The 16,854-nt window shown below is 46.5% G+C and carries 16 protein-coding genes; 12 read left to right on the forward strand and 4 right to left on the reverse strand.

Features of this window, described 5'->3' with window-relative positions; genetic code table 11:
• Positions 1–5: 5 nt before the first annotated feature.
• Together MHI52_RS07500 and MHI52_RS07505 are read left to right on the forward strand one after the other, a co-directional pair.
• Positions 6–521, forward strand: a complete 516-nt coding sequence (locus MHI52_RS07500; RefSeq protein ID WP_076251552.1) for a prepilin peptidase — start codon at positions 6–8, stop codon at positions 519–521.
• 343 nt (positions 522–864) lie between these two features.
• Complete coding sequence (locus MHI52_RS07505) at positions 865–2,592, forward strand: DUF6382 domain-containing protein (protein ID WP_405158750.1); 1,728 nt, start codon at positions 865–867, stop codon at positions 2,590–2,592.
• A gap of 12 nt (positions 2,593–2,604) precedes the next feature.
• Here MHI52_RS07505 and MHI52_RS07510 read toward each other — a convergent pair whose 3' ends face one another.
• The gene (locus MHI52_RS07510) at positions 2,605–3,516 is read right to left on the reverse strand and encodes a TIGR01777 family oxidoreductase (RefSeq protein WP_036610794.1); all 912 of its coding nucleotides are present in this window, start codon (positions 3,514–3,516) and stop codon (positions 2,605–2,607) included.
• Positions 3,517–3,675: 159 nt separating this feature from the next.
• Complete coding sequence (locus MHI52_RS07515; RefSeq protein WP_036610792.1) at positions 3,676–4,143, reverse strand: DUF2621 domain-containing protein; 468 nt, start codon at positions 4,141–4,143, stop codon at positions 3,676–3,678.
• Positions 4,144–4,313: 170 nt separating this feature from the next.
• Here MHI52_RS07515 and MHI52_RS07520 point away from each other — a divergent pair, with 170 nt between their 5' ends.
• Positions 4,314–5,420 carry a deoxyribonuclease IV gene (locus tag MHI52_RS07520; RefSeq protein WP_405158751.1) on the forward strand — a complete coding sequence of 369 codons (1,107 nt, stop codon included), beginning with the start codon at positions 4,314–4,316 and terminating at the stop codon, positions 5,418–5,420.
• A gap of 42 nt (positions 5,421–5,462) precedes the next feature.
• The gene (purU, locus tag MHI52_RS07525) at positions 5,463–6,356 is read left to right on the forward strand and encodes a formyltetrahydrofolate deformylase (RefSeq protein ID WP_017689986.1); all 894 of its coding nucleotides are present in this window, start codon (positions 5,463–5,465) and stop codon (positions 6,354–6,356) included.
• A 74-nt stretch (positions 6,357–6,430) separates the two neighbouring features.
• Here purU and MHI52_RS07530 read toward each other — a convergent pair whose 3' ends face one another.
• Positions 6,431–6,910 carry a hypothetical protein gene (locus MHI52_RS07530; protein ID WP_405158752.1) on the reverse strand — a complete coding sequence of 160 codons (480 nt, stop codon included), beginning with the start codon at positions 6,908–6,910 and terminating at the stop codon, positions 6,431–6,433.
• 437 nt (positions 6,911–7,347) lie between these two features.
• Between MHI52_RS07530 and tkt the strand changes: the two genes are divergently transcribed.
• The 5 genes from tkt (at position 7,348) to MHI52_RS07555 (ending at position 13,087) form a co-directional block, all read left to right on the forward strand.
• The gene (gene tkt / locus MHI52_RS07535; protein ID WP_405158753.1) at positions 7,348–9,390 is read left to right on the forward strand and encodes a transketolase; all 2,043 of its coding nucleotides are present in this window, start codon (positions 7,348–7,350) and stop codon (positions 9,388–9,390) included.
• A gap of 370 nt (positions 9,391–9,760) precedes the next feature.
• Positions 9,761–10,078: a pyrimidine/purine nucleoside phosphorylase gene (locus MHI52_RS07540; RefSeq protein WP_017689983.1), complete on the forward strand. Its 318-nt coding sequence runs from the start codon at positions 9,761–9,763 to the stop codon at positions 10,076–10,078.
• A 236-nt stretch (positions 10,079–10,314) separates the two neighbouring features.
• Positions 10,315–11,670, forward strand: coding sequence for a glucose-6-phosphate isomerase (locus MHI52_RS07545; RefSeq protein WP_017689982.1), 1,356 nt, complete (start codon positions 10,315–10,317; stop codon positions 11,668–11,670).
• Positions 11,671–11,846: 176 nt separating this feature from the next.
• Positions 11,847–12,479: a YigZ family protein gene (locus MHI52_RS07550; RefSeq protein ID WP_036669098.1), complete on the forward strand. Its 633-nt coding sequence runs from the start codon at positions 11,847–11,849 to the stop codon at positions 12,477–12,479.
• Positions 12,480–12,484: 5 nt separating this feature from the next.
• On the forward strand, positions 12,485–13,087 hold the full coding sequence (locus tag MHI52_RS07555) for a TetR/AcrR family transcriptional regulator (RefSeq protein ID WP_405158754.1): 603 nt from the start codon (positions 12,485–12,487) through the stop codon (positions 13,085–13,087).
• 189 nt (positions 13,088–13,276) lie between these two features.
• On the opposite strand, the gene MHI52_RS07560 is transcribed toward MHI52_RS07555, so the two are convergent.
• The gene (locus MHI52_RS07560) at positions 13,277–13,678 is read right to left on the reverse strand and encodes a secondary thiamine-phosphate synthase enzyme YjbQ (RefSeq protein WP_405158755.1); all 402 of its coding nucleotides are present in this window, start codon (positions 13,676–13,678) and stop codon (positions 13,277–13,279) included.
• 494 nt (positions 13,679–14,172) lie between these two features.
• Here MHI52_RS07560 and cysT point away from each other — a divergent pair, with 494 nt between their 5' ends.
• Genes cysT through MHI52_RS07575 form a run of 3 tightly spaced genes read left to right on the forward strand, consistent with a single transcriptional unit; the run spans position 14,173 to position 16,848 of the window.
• Entirely contained in the window at positions 14,173–14,988 is an 816-nt protein-coding gene (cysT, locus tag MHI52_RS07565; RefSeq protein ID WP_405158756.1) for a sulfate ABC transporter permease subunit CysT, read from the forward strand.
• On the forward strand, positions 14,985–15,782 hold the full coding sequence (locus MHI52_RS07570; RefSeq protein WP_017689977.1) for a sulfate ABC transporter permease subunit: 798 nt from the start codon (positions 14,985–14,987) through the stop codon (positions 15,780–15,782). Before cysT ends, MHI52_RS07570 begins: the two co-directional genes overlap by 4 nt.
• Position 15,783: 1 nt before the next feature.
• A complete protein-coding gene (locus MHI52_RS07575; protein ID WP_036610770.1) occupies positions 15,784–16,848 on the forward strand; it encodes a sulfate/molybdate ABC transporter ATP-binding protein in 1,065 nt (354 codons plus the stop codon).
• Positions 16,849–16,854 lie beyond the last annotated feature (6 nt).

Below are 16,854 nucleotides of genomic sequence, written 5' to 3' on the forward strand. Positions count from 1 at the left end.
AGATGATGGAGGTGGAGTGGTTTTACATTGCCTGTGGCATATACATCATTGCAGCTTTTATTACAGATATTCGTTCAATGAAAATTCCAAATCGATTGACTTTACCCGTGACTGTTGCTGGCGTATTGGCCCATATCATATGGGGAGGTTGGGATGGTTTCTTGTTTTCAGCCGCTGGATTTGCAGCAGGTTTTGGCATTTTGTTTCTGATGTATGCGATTGGAGCCGTAGGGGCAGGAGATGTGAAATTGTTTGGTGGGATTGGCGCATGGACGGGACTTGCTTTTGGCATTCATGTCATTATTTACTCAGTTTTGTACGCGGGCGCAATTGGTCTAGTGATACTTCTATTCCGTAAAGATTCAGCGAAGAGAATTCGAGGCATGGCAGGTAGTCTTGCAGGTTTTTTTATGCTCGGTTCGCTCAAGCTGGTAAACAAAGAGAAGACATTAAAGTTTCCGTTTATGCTGGCCGTATTGCCCGGGTTTATCACGGTCCTTGTCTCAGGACTTTTCCCTTGATATCAGGAATCTGGAAAACGTTAGGATAACAGTGATCGAAGATAGCACTGCGATTGGAGTGGAAGAGTGTGGTGTATTGTAACTCAACTTATATCAACTAAACTTTTTACACGAGAACGGAGAGGACGGAAAAAACCTGAAGAAGCGGAGCGCTCGCCTTTATCCCCGGATTTTCCCCTTTACAAAGGGAATCAAGAAATCTGGGGATAACAGCGATCGGAAGGTTGTTCCGTCATCGAAGTACCCAGTGTAACTTTCTTTAGTTGATCCTATATAACAATGGAAAGAGAGGATTGGCATGTATGGACTAACGAGAGATTTTATTCGTAATGGTGGGGCTTTCATGGTTTTGGAGAAAGCAGACGGGTTACGAATGGAGGAATTGAGCCGTGTACAGATGGGGATGTTGTCCTCCAATCAGATTCCGCGACTTCTTCCTGTTCATATTCGGGAAGTCGATCGAAATGTAACTTTGCAGTACGAGATATCAGGGTACAAGATGTTATCTCAGATGTTAAAGTCAAGCAAAATTAAATTGCGTGTTCTGTATGGTTTGTTGTTCCAACTAGCCGATGCCTTCACGGAATGCCGACAGTATATGTTGGAGCCTCGTAAATTATTGATCCAGGAAGAGTCTTTGTTCATTAACGGTTCATTCGAACAGGGTGAGCTTGGGATAGTATATGTTCCAATCATGGATACAGTTGAAGTTGATCCAACGCCTCAGCAATTCCGTGAGCTAGTGATCAGACTGATGGCACATGTACAGGAACTGCAGGGAGAAGGCATTCAGCGTGTTCTGCAGTTATGTGACAACGAACGCTGGGATATCAGACAGTTGCGCGAGCTTCTGCTGGAGTTATACGCTGACGAGCAAGAGAATGGAGGAGGCGCAGCATTTCTCTCGTCCAGAACTTTGGAAACAACCATTGATTCAAGAGGTGATCTTCATTCGTCGATTTCTGAGCGAGATAGCAGGCTAGCCACTGGTACTTCTCTGCCATATCAACTTGGTGCTCCCGTTCAAAATGCTCCTGTGGGGCCGCAACTAAATTTCCGTCAGCCGCAGAAAACAAGTGAATTCGAGGTTGAAGACATTCCGGTGAGATCTCGAACCTTTCCAGGCAGGCGCTCACCTGAGCAAGTTCCATTAGAGAGTTCAAACGGTATGGATAATAAAGGAAGTAACTTGTATGATTCGCTAGAGCGTGTTGATATGGAAGTGGAGGAAAAGCCCGGATCTTCCAAAGTAACTTATATCATATTGGGCTGTATGGTTGCCATGGCATTGGTATGGAGATTTATTTACATGGAGCAACCGGGACAGACGCAGATGATCCTGTGCATGGTACTCAGCCTTGGCTTGTTTGGTGTAGCAGGATGGACGTGGAAGCGTAAGGGAAGCCCTCAGAATAACGCAGAGAATAAGCGGTCTTTTTCATTCAATTTAGGTAAGAACAAAGGTAAGCAAATGGAAGATGAAGAGGAACAATTTCAGGAAAGTTGGCGCTGGAATACAGCTGATAGGAAAGAGGAACGCATAAACCAAACGGTTGCATCCGCCTCAGAAGGTGGTAGCGAGCATTCCCGTTTTCAAAATTTGCATATGGCATCTGAACACTCCGAACCACCGTTCGTTCAACGCCATGTGGAAACGGTAGCTTCAACTTCAGAGCTAATTCGACAGGATGCAGTTGCAGAGGCAACCGTGAATTTGCAGAATCTGAGTGGAAGTAATGTTACAGGGGCAGGCCCGGTGATGGCGTCTTATTATCTTGAACGAAGATCGGGAAGCAGTGACCAACATGAACGGATGGATGTGCAAGGAGCATCTTTTGTCATCGGAAGATCAGCAGACATGGTTCAGTGGGTGGACACAGCGACCGGGGTGTCCCGTGCTCATGTGGAATTGAGCCGGAACAAATCGGGCTATGTGATTAAGGACCTGGGTTCCGTCAATGGAACCATTCTTCAGGGCAATATTCTTGCTCCGTATAAGGAGTATCCATTGGCGGATGGAGACACATTTACACTTGCGGAATCTGTTTACACTTTTCGGTCGGTTGGATAAGGCATAGTTTAATCAGTCAGATAAGCCGCGGTGTTTCAGATCTTCCAGTGCCTGGGTTAAGGTTGGGAAGGTGAACTGGAATCCGTGGTCGAGAGCTTTTTGCGGAATGACTCTCTGCCCCTGAAGCACGACAACGGATAGTTCTCCGACCAAAGTTTTAATCAGGAAGCTGGGTACGGGGAACCAGTGAGGGCGATGATACACTTTACCGACCGTACGACCGAATTCATCATTGGTAACAGGGTTCGGTGAGGAAGCATTGACCGGACCTGACACTTGTTTATTTTGAATGCTAAAATCAATGAGTCTTACGATATCCATAATGTGAATCCAGCTAGTCCATTGCTTGCCACTGCCGATCTTGCCACCAACACCCAGCATATAAGGAAGTTTCATCAATGGAAAAGCACCTCTTTTATGTCCAAGAACCAGACTTACCCGGATTTTAACGAGTCTTACATTTTTGATTGCATCTGCAGCAACTTCCCATTGTTCCGAGACCCGGGACGGGAAATTCATTGATTTTTGCGGACTGCTCTCGTCAAAGGTTTCATTAGGAGAGGTTCCATAGATGGCCATGGCAGAAGCCTGAACGACGACTTCCGGCTTTTGTTCCAGGGATTCCACCAATCGGGCTACCCGCGCTACGGTCGTGACTCTGGATTCAACAATCTCCAGCTTCGCCTTGGTTGTCCATCGTTGATTCAGCGTTTCTCCGGCAAGGTTAACGAGAGCGTCCATACCTTCCAACAAGTGAGGTTGTTCTTCGACTTGTTCCCATGATATATATGTAAGATTTTTACTTGGATTATGCAAGTCAGGCAGTTTTCGTGTAATAACTTTCACATGGTGCCCGGCTTGCAACCAGTAATCTACAAGTGCTCCTCCTACAAATCCGGTACCTCCACAAATGGCAATTTTCATATCAAACATCCTCTCTGTAGTTTCACTGCGCTGATACATACCGTTGGATCGACAAACAGCCCCGTACGGTAAGCAATGCCTGTTGGGAACAACTTACCTGACGGAGCATATCTGTATCTAATTAACCAAATCTATATGCGACTTAACTCATCTTTTATTTTATTTAATCAAATGTTGATAAGGGGAATAATCGATTTTGTTTTTCTCCAGAAATTTCACCAAAAACTTATTATCCCGCTTCGGTGTGGCAATAATGTATCCTTTGATGCAATGATCTCTCGATACTTCCGTGGCATTGTCTTCGACTGCAATCTTACCGATCTCTGCAGCAATGGAATGTTTGGCGATGTCACGAAATGGCCCGGGCACAGGCTCCACTAGTTGATCCAAAAAAGCTTTGGCTTCATCTGTCCATAAGTGACGGCTGGCTTCAACCCAATAATTCTGCCAATCCAGTTTGGACTTTCCGTCTGCTTTTGGTAGCACTTTCAAAAACTTGCGCATCATGAAAAATCCACCGATACACATGCTGCCTAGCAATAAAAAAGTCCAGAATGCGATCGTATTCATAAACCAATTGCTGGGGGAATAGCTGTTTAGTATTATCGCGTAGGAGTCGAAAATCATTGCGGAGTCACCTCGGTTCATTGATTTTCACGGAAAGACGGATTCCGCCTACCCATGTTCCACATATTAGCTGTAAAAAATAGCCTCTATCCCGAATTATAGCGCATTTCTAGATTTATTTCGATAATCGCGTTAGAATAAGGGATAATTCAGAATAAGGGGGATCAATAATGCTGAAAATCGGCTCCCACGTGTCCTTTTCGGACAAGGGATTATTGAGTGCAACGAAGGAAGCGTCCTCGTACGGTTCCAGTTCGTTTATGATATATACGGGTGCACCACAGAATACACGTCGCAAGCCAATTGAGTCCATGTATATTGAAGAAGGCAAGGTTGCCATGCAAGAGGGTGGAATGGAAGATATCGTTGTCCATGCACCGTACATTGTTAATCTTGGCTCATACAAAGATAATACGTTTAGACTGGCTGTAGATTTCCTTCAGGAAGAGATTCGTCGGACACATGCTATTGGTGTGAAAAACATCGTATTACATCCCGGCGCATTTACAGACAAAGATGCCCACTATGGGATCGGACGGATCGCAGAAGGATTGAATGAAGTGCTGGAGGGTGTGAAAGACACAGATGTGAACATCGCTATGGAGACCATGGCTGGCAAAGGTACGGAGATGGGTCGCAGTTTCGAAGAGATCGCTCAGATTATCGAGAAAGTAACATATAACGAGCGCCTGACTGTGTGTATGGATACATGTCACATTCATGATGCCGGATATGATATCGTTAATGATTTTGACGGTGTACTGGAACAATTCGATCGTACGGTAGGACTTGACCGCATTGCCGTAATGCATATTAATGATAGTAAGAATGCTGTGGGTGCGCACAAGGACCGTCATACACCAATTGGCTCTGGCTGGATCGGGTTTGAAGCGATTAACCGCATCGTCAACCATGAGAAGCTTCAAGGACGTCCATTTATTCTGGAGACACCTTGGATTGGTAAAGAGGCCAAGACACAGCGTCCAATGTATGAGGTGGAGATTGCGCTGCTTCGTGGGGATGTTGCCGGTCGATTCGGCCAGGATTTCCTGACAGAAGTAGAACAGTTGCAACACTTTTTCAAAGGTAAAGAGATTGAGTCTCGTTCGTATATTCTGGATGTGTGGACGTTGCTCAAAAATGATGCCAAAGCCAAAAAGGCAGATCCGCGCGAACCGCTGGAACGCCTCTATGACATGGTGACTGAAGCTGCACTATTCCCGCATTTGAATGAAGAACAACTGAATCATCGCTTGATTGCATGGCTTGCGGGTTAATCCCGCAGGTCATGGCTTAATTGAAGGAGGAAGAATAACCCGATGGAGATCCACGCTAAACAAGTACGCCCTGATTCTAAAAACCGCGCCGATCGTGCGCGCATGCTTATTTCCTGTCCGGATGGTCCAGGAATTGTAGCTGCCGTATCTCATTTCCTGCACCAGCATGGTGCAAACATTGTTCAGTCGGACCAGTATACAATGGACCCTGCTGGCGGCATGTTCTTTATGCGGATTGAGTTTGATCTTCCGCAATTGTTGGTCAATTTGCCGAAACTGGAAGCTGATTTTGCAGAAGTAGCAAGCCGTTTCCAGATGGAATGGACGCTATCTGCGGTCAGCCGCAAGAAGAAACTGGCTATCTTTGTGTCCAAAGAAGATCACTGTCTGGTTGAATTGTTGTGGCAATGGCAGGCAGGCGACCTGGATGCAGATATTGCGCTTGTGGTCAGCAACCATCTGGACATGAAGGACTATGTAGAATCATTTGGCATTCCATATCATCATATCCCAGTTACAGCAGATACGAAAAAAGAAGCGGAACAGCGCCAACTGGACGTCATCGGCAACGATGTGGATGTGATCATTCTGGCTCGTTACATGCAGATTATCTCTCCGATGTTCATTGAGCATTACCGCAATCGAATCATTAATATTCACCATTCGTTCCTGCCAGCCTTCGTAGGTGGTAAACCGTATGCGCAGGCGTACAACCGCGGTGTCAAAATTATCGGTGCGACAGCGCACTATGTTACGGAAGAACTGGATGGCGGCCCGATTATTGAACAGGATGTGCAGCGTGTAAGCCACGGGGACGATGTAACCGAGCTGAAGCGTATTGGACGTACCATTGAGCGTGTTGTGCTCGCACGTGCCGTGAAATGGCATGTCGAAGACCGTGTTCTTGTTCACGAAAATAAAACCGTTGTATTTTAAGCTCACGCTTTAATACTGTGCAAGGTTGATTCGGAACCACGTAATAGACTAACAATAAAGCGACCCCAATTCGTTTACGAAACGGGAGTCGCTTTTTTTGTTGTGTTGATATACTTTCCGCACAAGCCAAGCATAATACCAAACAGCAGATGTCCTACAATCCAGTAGAGGATGGCAGACACATCGTACAGGTCTGGCACACGTGATGACAATTGAGAGAGTGGGATATAGAGCAAGGACGAGACTGCACCAAGTAAAATTCCTTTGCTCATAGGGCGGCCTGAATGCCTTACCCACCACAGATAGAAGATACCGATGACAACGGACACGATGAGATGCAAAGCAAATTCAATGAATTCGGGTAAGGTTGGCGGAAGACCAGGCACAAAATCAATATTCAGCAGCAGAGTATATACTTGTTCACCTGTGATGGCCTGAATCATTTTGAGGAAAAATCCCAGGACAACTCCCGAGAGAATTCCCGTTAAAATACCGGATATCCAGGGTAATGAGTGTTTTGCCGATGTTGATGGGTGAGCAGCAGGATCTGGCATGATCGAGACCTCCTATGATTGACGCATGTACATCTGAAAAAAGTAAACCACAGCCCGAATTTTGTAATCCATATTAAGGAACATTATATGTGAATTGAGGATGAATATCTAAAAAATGCATGGTTTTCAGGTTAAAGGTTATACTTCATGCGATGGATTTGCGAGGCGCCTTAAGTCTGTTTTTGGAATTTAGTACCTTGTACAGTGCGATTTTTGCTTGATAGGCCAAGGATTATTCATCACAAACCACCAATTTTTCACGAACTTCTAAAAGAAGGTTATGGAAAAGCTTCACGCCAAGTGATACAATACAAAAGTGAATAAGTCAAAATGAAACACTCAAGCGGATTCACTTATTGTGAAATTCGGTTTGCTTGTATGATGAGAGGGATTCGCTTGCGCACCCGACTTATCTAAAGACATGAGGAGGACAAACCATGACTGACAAGAACGAAGCGATTCAAAAGGACGAGAACACTACAATCGACAACCTGTCGATTACTACCGTACGTACTTTGGCGATTGATGCAATTGAGAAGGCAAATTCCGGACATCCGGGTATGCCTATGGGCTCCGCTCCAATGGGGTACCAACTTTTTGCAAAAACGATGACTCATAACCCGGACCACCCAACTTGGGTTAACCGGGACCGTTTTGTCCTGTCTGCAGGACATGGCTCCATGTTGCTGTACAGCTTGCTGCACCTGAGCGGATATGATCTTCCAATGGAAGAACTGAAACAGTTCCGTCAATGGGGAAGCAAAACTCCGGGTCACCCGGAATTCGGACATACTGCAGGTGTTGATGCAACAACCGGCCCACTGGGTCAAGGTATTGCAATGGCTGTAGGTATGGCGATGGCTGAAGCTCAACTGGGCGCAACATACAATAAAGACAAATTCAACGTAGTTGACCACTACACTTACGCAATCTGTGGTGATGGTGACTTGATGGAAGGCGTTTCTCATGAATCAGCTTCCCTGGCTGGACGTTTGCACTTGGGCAAACTGATCATGTTGTTCGACTCCAATGACATCACGTTGGATGGTAAATTGGATCTGTCTTCTTCCGAAAGCATCGCGAAGCGTTTTGAAGCTTATGGCTGGCAAGTGCTGCGCGTTGAAGATGGTAACGATCTGCCTGCAATCGAAAAAGCAATTCAGGAAGGTCAAGCAGATACACTGCGTCCTACACTGATCGAAGTTAAAACGGTTATTGGTTATGGTAGCCCGAACAAACAAGGTAAAGGCGGCCACGGCGGTACTCACGGATCTCCACTGGGTGCAGACGAAGCCAAATTGACTAAAGAGTATTACAAATGGGTTTACGAAGAAAACTTCCACGTACCAGCTGAAGTTCGCGATCACTTTGCACAAGTGAAAGATCGTGGTATCTCTGCTAACAAAGCTTGGGATGAGAAATTTGCCGAGTATAAAAAAGCATTCCCTGAGCTGGCAGCTCAATTCGAAACAGCGATTAACGGCGACCTTCCAGAAGGTTGGGACCGTGATCTTCCTAAATATGCAGCAACAGACAAAGCTCTTTCCACTCGTGTAGCATCCGGTAACGCTCTGAACGGTCTGGCGCACAACGTGCCACAACTGACAGGTGGATCTGCTGACTTGGAAAGCTCCACAATGACTCACTTGAACAACCTGGAGAACTTCACACCTGAAGATTACTCCGGCCGTAACATCTACTTCGGTATCCGTGAATTCGGTATGGCTGGAGCAATGAACGGTATGGCACTGCACAGCGGTGTGAAAGTATTCGGAGGTACGTTCTTCGTATTTACCGATTACCTGCGTCCGGCTGTTCGTCTGGCTGCCCTGATGGGATTGCCTGTAACGTATGTTCTGACTCATGACAGTATCGCTGTTGGTGAAGATGGTCCTACGCACGAACCGATCGAGCAACTGGCATCCCTGCGTATCATTCCTAACCTGACGGTTATTCGTCCGGCTGATGGTAATGAAACTTCGGCTGCTTGGGCTTACGCGCTTGAGAACAAGAGCAACCCGGTTGCACTCGTACTCACTCGTCAAAACCTGCCGATCCTGGAAGGTACGGTTGAAGGTTCACGTGAGAACGTGAAACGTGGTGCTTATGTTGTCTCTGATGCAAAAGATGGCAAAGCGGTAGCACAAATTATCGCTACAGGTTCTGAAGTGCAATTGGCTGTTAAAGCTCAAGCAGCACTTGCAGAACAAGGCATCCAAGTTCGCGTAATCAGCATGCCAAGCTGGGATCTGTTCGAGAAACAAGACAAAGCTTACAAAGAGTCCGTTCTTATTCCTGATGTTAAAGCTCGTCTTGCGATTGAAATGGCTTATCCAATGGGCTGGGAGAAATATGTTGGCGATCAAGGTGACATTCTCGGAATCAGCACATTTGGTGCTTCCGCGCCTGGCGACCGTGTTATCCAAGAATATGGCTTTACAGTGGAAAACGTGGTTAGCCGCGTAAAAGCATTGCTGTAATAGAGGTTGTTCAAAAAGTCTGCTTTTGATTACGAAGGATGCCTCACGGCATCATCAGCGTCGAAGATGGGATTCAGCCGAATAAGAATATGCTTACGGAGTATGTTTCCTTCGGAAACATTGTAGTTGCTCACGTAGTTTTCTCCTACGCTCCGCTACTCCATTTCTAGCTTCATCCCATCTTCTCGGTACTGAAAACCTGACTTTTTGAATACGCAATTAGCTTCATAAGCGCTGCTATGGTTGGGAGGGCGTCATGCTGTCCTGATCCATGGCAGTAAGTTATTTCCGCAGAGCATGGGCGGTAACTCGTTATCGCCTTGATCTGTTTTGCCTTTTGTTTTCATTAACTTCAGGGGAGCGGGTACGCATGTCACAATTCGATCAAGTCAGTGTAGTGAAAGAGGCCAACATTTATTATGATGGTCAGGTAACCAGCAGAACGGTTATTTTGGGGGATGGCAGCAAAGTGACTCTGGGCATCATGCTTCCAGGCAGTTATGAGTTCGGTACGGATTCCCGTGAAATTATGGAGATTCTGTCCGGAGATCTGAAAGTATTGCTTCCCGGTGAAGAAGAGTGGCAAGAGATTCAAGGTCAAGCTACGTTCCACGTGCCTGCCGAATCCAAATTTAAACTGGAGATACGCAGCGTTACTGACTACGTCTGCTCGTACCCGGCGGAATAACATAAGAAGGGTAAGCAGAACCGCAACCCGCGGATTCGGTTTACCCTTTTTGCTTCTTGAATTCTAACGACAAAGTTCGAGCTGCAAGCTTGTCAGCCCCGTGGATTTGAAGTATCCTTAAGGCAAGTTGTTTAGAATGGAATACGGACATAATATAAGAGGTTGTTCAAAAAGTCCGCTTTTGATTACAAAGTTTGAACACGCACTATAATCGAAATCAGGAGGTTTTTGAGATCATGGCAAAAAAAGTGACATTTGACTATAGCACGGCATTGCAATTTGTAAATCAGCACGAAGTGGATTATTTCGCAGAACCGATTCGTCTGGCTCATGAGCAGCTTCACAACGGAACAGGAACAGGCTCCGATTATCTGGGCTGGATTGACCTGCCAACGGCTTATGACAAAGAAGAGTTCGCTCGCATTCAAAAAGCGGCTGCCAAAATCCAAAGCGACTCCGAAGTACTGATCGTTATCGGTATCGGTGGATCATACCTGGGTGCACGTGCAGCGATTGAAATGCTGACTCACTCTTTCTATAACAATCTGCCAAAAGACAAACGCAAAACGCCTGAAATCTATTTTGCAGGAAACAATATCAGTTCCACATATGTAACTCATTTGCTGGATCTGGTTGAAGGCAAAGATTTCTCCGTCAACGTTATCTCCAAATCCGGTACAACAACAGAGCCGGCAATTGCTTTCCGTATCTTCCGTGCAGCACTGGAAGAGAAATATGGTAAAGAAGAAGCTCGGAAACGCATCTATGCTACAACAGACAAAGCACGTGGTGCATTGAAAGAACTGGCAAATGCAGAAGGATACGAATCTTTCATTATCCCGGATGATGTAGGTGGACGTTACTCCGTTCTGACAGCTGTAGGTTTGCTGCCAATCGCAGCAGCGGGTATCAGCATCGAAGAAATGATGCAAGGTGCGGCTGACGCATCCAAAGAATACAGCAACCCGAACGTAGCTGAGAATGAAGCATATCAATATGCTGCTGTTCGTAACGCATTGTATCGCAAAGGCAAAGGCACTGAGATCCTTGTAAACTATGAGCCATCTCTGCACTTCGTATCCGAGTGGTGGAAACAACTGTTTGGAGAGAGTGAAGGTAAAGACTACAAAGGGATCTATCCTGCATCCGTTGATTTCTCTACAGACTTGCACTCCATGGGTCAATTCATCCAGGAAGGTAGCCGGAATATCTTCGAAACTGTTATCCAGGTTACTGAAGTTGCTGAGCATATCTCAATCAAATCCGATCCGGACGATCTGGATGGTTTGAACTTCCTTGAAGGAAAAACTATGGACTTTGTTAACAAAAAAGCGTTCCAAGGAACACTGCTTGCACATACGGATGGTCAAGTACCAAACCTGATTGTGAACATTCCAGATATGACTCCATATTCTTTCGGATATCTGGTATACTTCTTTGAAAAAGCATGCGGTATCAGTGGCTACCTGCTGGGCGTCAATCCATTTGACCAACCAGGCGTGGAAGCTTACAAGAAAAATATGTTCGCATTGCTGGGCAAACCAGGCTTTGAAGAAGAGAAAGCAGCGCTCGAAGCGAGACTTTCCGAATAATTCATCGGTCTGCTCATATATTTGAATAAGGTAATATAAATCTAACCGGGAATCACTGTTCGTGTAAGAGGCAGGGTTCCCGGATGTAGATAACCAGGGCAGTTCGTCCGCGTTCGCGCGGTGAACTGCTTTCTTGTAAAATGGACTCAGGAAAAGATCAGAAAGTTGGATTTAGGATGATTGAACGTTATCGCACGGTTCGAGGACCGGGCAATCTGGAAATTGTAATCAAGAAGTCGCGATTTATCGGTCATATTATGCCGGTCACGACAGAGGAAGAGGCTGTTGCCTTCATCGATGAGATCAAGAAAAAACATTGGAATGCAACTCATAACTGCTCTGCATACATGATTGGGGAGCGGGACGAGATCCAGAAGCAATCCGATGACGGTGAACCCAGCGGAACAGCAGGGAAACCCATTCTTGAAGTGATCAAAAATCAGAAATTGAAAAATGTGGCAATTGTGGTTACGCGATACTTCGGGGGAATTATGCTTGGAGCTGGCGGGTTAATTCGTGCTTATACGGATGGAGCTGTAGCAGCTATTGAAGCCGGAGAAGCCATTACCAACGTGCTACATCGTGAAGTGTTTGTTGAACTGGATTATACGTGGCTGGGTAAAGTGGAAAATGAGTTAAGAAGCCGGGAAGTCCGTACAGGTGAAACTGGATTCACCGATAAGGTTACGTTGACTTGTCTTCCGCCGGATAGTGAAACCGAGGCTTTTATAGCCTGGATCACGGATTTGACGCAAGGGCAATCCCGGATCACGGAGGGACAGCGGCTTTATTTTATTGAAGGGGAATAAAATATATGGCTAGAAGAGCAGTCGAACAGGAGTTGTCGAGGGAGCGGATACTGGAGGCGGCGAGGCACCTTTTTATTACCAAAGGATACCGCGCCATTTCGATGCGAAGCATCGGCCAGCATCTGGGCTATAGTCATGGGTCGCTGTATTATCACTTTAAGGAAAAGGCAGAGCTGTTCTATGCCATCGTGGTTGAAGATTTTAATCATCTGGGGCATTTGCTGCTACAAGCCATGGTCAGGCCGGTTCGTGATGATGTGAGCAAGGTAGAGCACATTATGATGGAGTTTATTCGCTTTGGTCTGGAGAACCCATACCAATACGAAATTATGTTTATGATCAGGGATGAAGAACTGTTGTCTTATTGTCGTACCGAACAGGGGCGTTGCTTCGAATTGTTTGCATCGATTATAAGGCAGTATATGAATGAAGAGAACTGTACGGAAGAGGATATTCAAAGGGTACCGCGTACGCTATTTTTGGCTATGCACGGATTCATTTCTTATTACATTCAGGACCGTTTAACGTTTGTGGAGATTGAATCGTCTGCGCTGTCTCATGTCAAAGTGCTGTGCCGCAATCTGGGTCAGCAGCCTGGCGCCCAATAATGGCGCTGTTGTTGCACCCCTACACTTCAGGGCGGTGATTTGTCATAACTTTAATTCTTTATAACGTTGTCTCGCGAAAGTTAATATGCGTAGCAGACCAAGTCAGGCGGCTCCGACCCGGAATGAGGGTGGACCGCCTGTTTGTGTTTGCAAAAAATGAACGAGTTGGTGGCAGGTCTATGGACCCAACTAACCTTCCATGATTTTGAGAAAGTACTCCCGCTCACGTGGTCCATCGAATTCGCAAAAGTAAATGCCTTGCCAGCGGCCGAGCAGCAGCCTGCCTTCGTGAATAATTACCGTCTGTGATGGTCCTGTTGTGATCGATTTGAGGTGAGAGGCTGTATTGCCTTCGGCGTGTCGATACTTGGGGTGCTCCCAAGGGTACACTTCGTCAAGGCGTAACAAGACATCGTGTTTCACATCCGGGTCTGCATTTTCGTTGATGGCAATACCTGCCGTCGTATGTGGACAGTAGATGAGCACCGTCCCATTCTGCACCCCGCTACTCTGGACAACCTGCTTTACGTCCCATGTGATATCCTTCATTTCATCTCGTGTGGAAGTGGATATATTCTTCTTGTATAACATGTTAAATCACTCCTTAGGATCTCATTTCTTACCCTCGATTGTACCTTAACCACTACATACCAAACAAACCACATATGAAGACGGATATGTGAATCGCACATTAACGGAGAGGTCAGAAATAACCTGAAGAAGCGGAAGCTAAAAGCTTTCTGTAGGAAAGCTGCTTCGGAAGCATAAGCTGCGCCTTTATCACCGGATTTCCCCTTAAAAAAGGGGATCAAAGAAATCTGGGGATAACAGTGATCGGAAGGTTGTTCTGACCGCGCAGTGTACAGTGCGATTTTTATTAATTGATCTCATATGTGGCCCAATTATATTCAATAAAAGCATTGACGATTAGCACTGCAAACTGGTAAAGTATCAGAAAAGCAAAACCAAGTAGACTAATGGGAATAATATTAAAGTAATATCATCCAACTTAGGAAAAATGTCGTATTAAATCCAGGAAGACTGCCGACCGGAGCTAAAGCCGGAGGCTGGGAGGGAACGCAGCAATGAATACCGTTCTTCGTCATAAGGGATGGACTTGGGGATTCCGCAGTACCGTATTGTTATATTTTATCGTACTTATTGTACTTCCAATCATCGGTGTGTACGTCAATTCCTTCTCTGAAGGATGGAGCAACTTTGTTCAGAGCATTATGGACCCCATCGCGTGGAAAGCCGTACTGCTGACCATTCGGCTGGCCGTGATTGCCACGCTGATTAATGTGGTTTTGGGCACGATGATCGCCTGGGTGTTGACAAGATATCGCTTTATGGGCCGATCGTTTCTTAATAGTCTGGTTGATCTCCCGTTTGCACTGCCAACAGCGGTGGGCGGCTTGATGATTATGCTACTTTTGGGTCCGGTCAGTGCCATCGGGAAACTGGCAGAATCCATGGGATTTGAGATTGTATTTCACCAGCCCGCCATTGTTATCGCGATGACCTTTGTCACGTTTCCGTTTGTTATCCGTGCAGTGCAGCCTTTGCTGGAAGAAATTGATCCTTCGGAGGAAGAGGCCTCGTACACGATGGGGGCATCCAAGGCTCGCACGTTCATGCAGGTTATTCTGCCGTCCATGGCACCTGGCATGATCAGTGGGGGGATGCTGGCTTTCTCGAGAGGACTGGCTGAATTCGGGGCTGTTGTGCTGGTGGCTGGTAACATTCCGGGAAGAACACTGACTGCTTCCGTATTTATCTACGGGGAGATTGAAAGTGATAATCCAACGGGAGCCGCTGCGGTATCCGTGTTGCTCCTGACGCTCTCCTTCCTGATCCTCTGGCTGATCAATCTGGTGCAGATGCGGGGGAGAAGACGATGAGACGACTGTTAATCGGACTGACGTTTGCGGTATTTATTGTACTGCTGATCATCCCGCTTGGACGCATTTTTATTGGTGCATTTGAAGACGGGGCAGGTGGATTCCTGAAAGGGTTAATGCGCCCTGAGGCGTTACATGCCTTGATGATGACCGGACTGGTAGTTCTGGTGGTCACCCTGTTAAATACATTGTTTGGCATCATGATGGCTCTTTATCTGGTTCGTGCCGGATGGCTGAGTGAACGGATAAAAGGGCTGCTAAACAGCATTGTAGACCTGCCTTATGCCGTATCTCCTGTCATTGGCGGTTTGATGATTGTGTTGATGTTGGGACCTAACAGCATTATGGGCGCTTTTTTTGAAGGGATTGGATTCAATGTGGTCTATGCCTTCCCGGGTATGGTGATCGCAACGTTATTTGTTACCTTTCCACTGATGGTCAGAGAGGTTATGCCTGTCCTGCAGGAACTCGGTTCTCAGCAAGAGGAGGCCGCATCTACACTTGGCGCCTACGGCTGGAGAACGTTCTGGAGTGTGACCTGGCCTTCAATCCGCTGGGCGGTAGTGTATGGTCTAGTCTTGACGGTTGCGCGCTCGCTTGGGGAATTCGGTGCAGTGCTGGTGGTATCCGGTAATATTATGAACAAAACGCAGACCGCAACAACTCTGGTGTACCAGGATGTTGAGAATTTTAATGTAGCTGCCGCAAATGGTGTGGCATTGGTGCTGGTCACCTTCTCCGTCGGGCTGCTGCTCATGATGGAATGGGCCAAGAAGCGAAAGGAAGTGCATTGATATGCATGTAGAAGTCCGTGATCTGAACAAACATTTCGGTGATTTTCATGCGGTAAAAGATGTCTCATTCGATATTGCCAAAGGTCATCTGATCGGTCTGCTTGGACCCAGCGGAGGCGGGAAGACGTCCATCCTGCGGATGCTTGCGGGTCTGGAGAATCCGGGTTCCGGAGAGATTCGCTTTCACGGAAAAGTTGTGAACCATCTGCCTCCACAGGAGCGGGGCATCGGATTTGTATTCCAGAACTATGCCTTGTTCAAACATATGACGGTATTTGAGAATATCGCCTTTGGACTCAAGGTCAAGAAGACGCCAAAAGCCCAGATCCGTGATCGGGTGATGGAACTGGTTGAATTGACCGGGTTAAAAGGTTTCGAACAGCGCTATCCACATCAGTTATCTGGTGGGCAGCGTCAACGTGTTGCTTTTGCCAGAGCACTCGCCCCGGAGCCACAGCTGTTATTGCTGGACGAACCGTTCGCGGCTATTGATGCCAAGATCCGTCAGGAACTGCGTTCATGGTTGCGGGAGCTAATCGAGCGGGTGGGAATCACTTCGATTTTTGTAACGCATGATCAGGATGAAGCGATTGAAGTGGCGGACGAGATTATGATTATCAGTCAGGGTCGTCTGGAACAGAAGGGCACACCTTGGGATATCTACAAAAACCCTCAGACACCGTTTGTGGCTACATTTATCGGGGAGTCTACGGTTGTGGAGGATGCCTCCCAGTTGAAAGGATTCGAACATGCCGTCGAGGGTGAACATACCAAAGCGCTGATTCGACCGGAGTATATTGAAATCGGCTTGAAAAACGAATTCACCATGTTGTCTGCAACGGAAAAAGGTACAGTCAAACATCTTCATTTCCGCGGTAGTGAATGGATGGTAGAGGTGGACGTACAGGGTCATAAGTTAATCACATATCGTTCCCTGGAGAAAACGACATTGGAGATCGGTCAACAAATTCGAGTCCTTGTACACCGTGCATACCTGTTCAATGACTCCAACAGTTGGGTGGTTGAGAACCGACTGAAGGAAGATCCGATGCCGGTGATGATTTAGATCAAG

Origin of the sequence: Paenibacillus sp. FSL H8-0283 (assembly GCF_045040675.1) — a bacterium.
Lineage (GTDB): Bacteria > Bacillota > Bacilli > Paenibacillales > Paenibacillaceae > Paenibacillus > Paenibacillus amylolyticus.

What these genes read in the sequence shown, in the direction of transcription:
- MHI52_RS07575 (WP_036610770.1), top strand. Translation starts at nt 15,784, where the DNA reads ATGCATGTAGAAGTCCGTGATCTGAACAAACATTTCGGTGATTTTCAT.
- MHI52_RS07510 (WP_036610794.1), bottom strand. Translation starts at nt 3,516, where the DNA reads ATGAAAATTGCCATTTGTGGAGGTACCGGATTTGTAGGAGGAGCACTT.
- MHI52_RS07515 (WP_036610792.1), bottom strand. Translation starts at nt 4,143, where the DNA reads ATGATTTTCGACTCCTACGCGATAATACTAAACAGCTATTCCCCCAGC.
- MHI52_RS07505 (WP_405158750.1), top strand. Translation starts at nt 865, where the DNA reads ATGGTTTTGGAGAAAGCAGACGGGTTACGAATGGAGGAATTGAGCCGT.
- MHI52_RS07570 (WP_017689977.1), top strand. Translation starts at nt 14,985, where the DNA reads ATGAGACGACTGTTAATCGGACTGACGTTTGCGGTATTTATTGTACTG.
- MHI52_RS07520 (WP_405158751.1), top strand. Translation starts at nt 4,314, where the DNA reads ATGCTGAAAATCGGCTCCCACGTGTCCTTTTCGGACAAGGGATTATTG.
- MHI52_RS07560 (WP_405158755.1), bottom strand. Translation starts at nt 13,678, where the DNA reads ATGTTATACAAGAAGAATATATCCACTTCCACACGAGATGAAATGAAG.
- MHI52_RS07550 (WP_036669098.1), top strand. Translation starts at nt 11,847, where the DNA reads ATGATTGAACGTTATCGCACGGTTCGAGGACCGGGCAATCTGGAAATT.
- MHI52_RS07545 (WP_017689982.1), top strand. Translation starts at nt 10,315, where the DNA reads ATGGCAAAAAAAGTGACATTTGACTATAGCACGGCATTGCAATTTGTA.
- MHI52_RS07530 (WP_405158752.1), bottom strand. Translation starts at nt 6,910, where the DNA reads ATGCCAGATCCTGCTGCTCACCCATCAACATCGGCAAAACACTCATTA.
- MHI52_RS07500 (WP_076251552.1), top strand. Translation starts at nt 6, where the DNA reads ATGGAGGTGGAGTGGTTTTACATTGCCTGTGGCATATACATCATTGCA.
- purU (WP_017689986.1), top strand. Translation starts at nt 5,463, where the DNA reads ATGGAGATCCACGCTAAACAAGTACGCCCTGATTCTAAAAACCGCGCC.
- tkt (WP_405158753.1), top strand. Translation starts at nt 7,348, where the DNA reads ATGACTGACAAGAACGAAGCGATTCAAAAGGACGAGAACACTACAATC.
- cysT (WP_405158756.1), top strand. Translation starts at nt 14,173, where the DNA reads ATGAATACCGTTCTTCGTCATAAGGGATGGACTTGGGGATTCCGCAGT.
- MHI52_RS07555 (WP_405158754.1), top strand. Translation starts at nt 12,485, where the DNA reads ATGGCTAGAAGAGCAGTCGAACAGGAGTTGTCGAGGGAGCGGATACTG.
- MHI52_RS07540 (WP_017689983.1), top strand. Translation starts at nt 9,761, where the DNA reads ATGTCACAATTCGATCAAGTCAGTGTAGTGAAAGAGGCCAACATTTAT.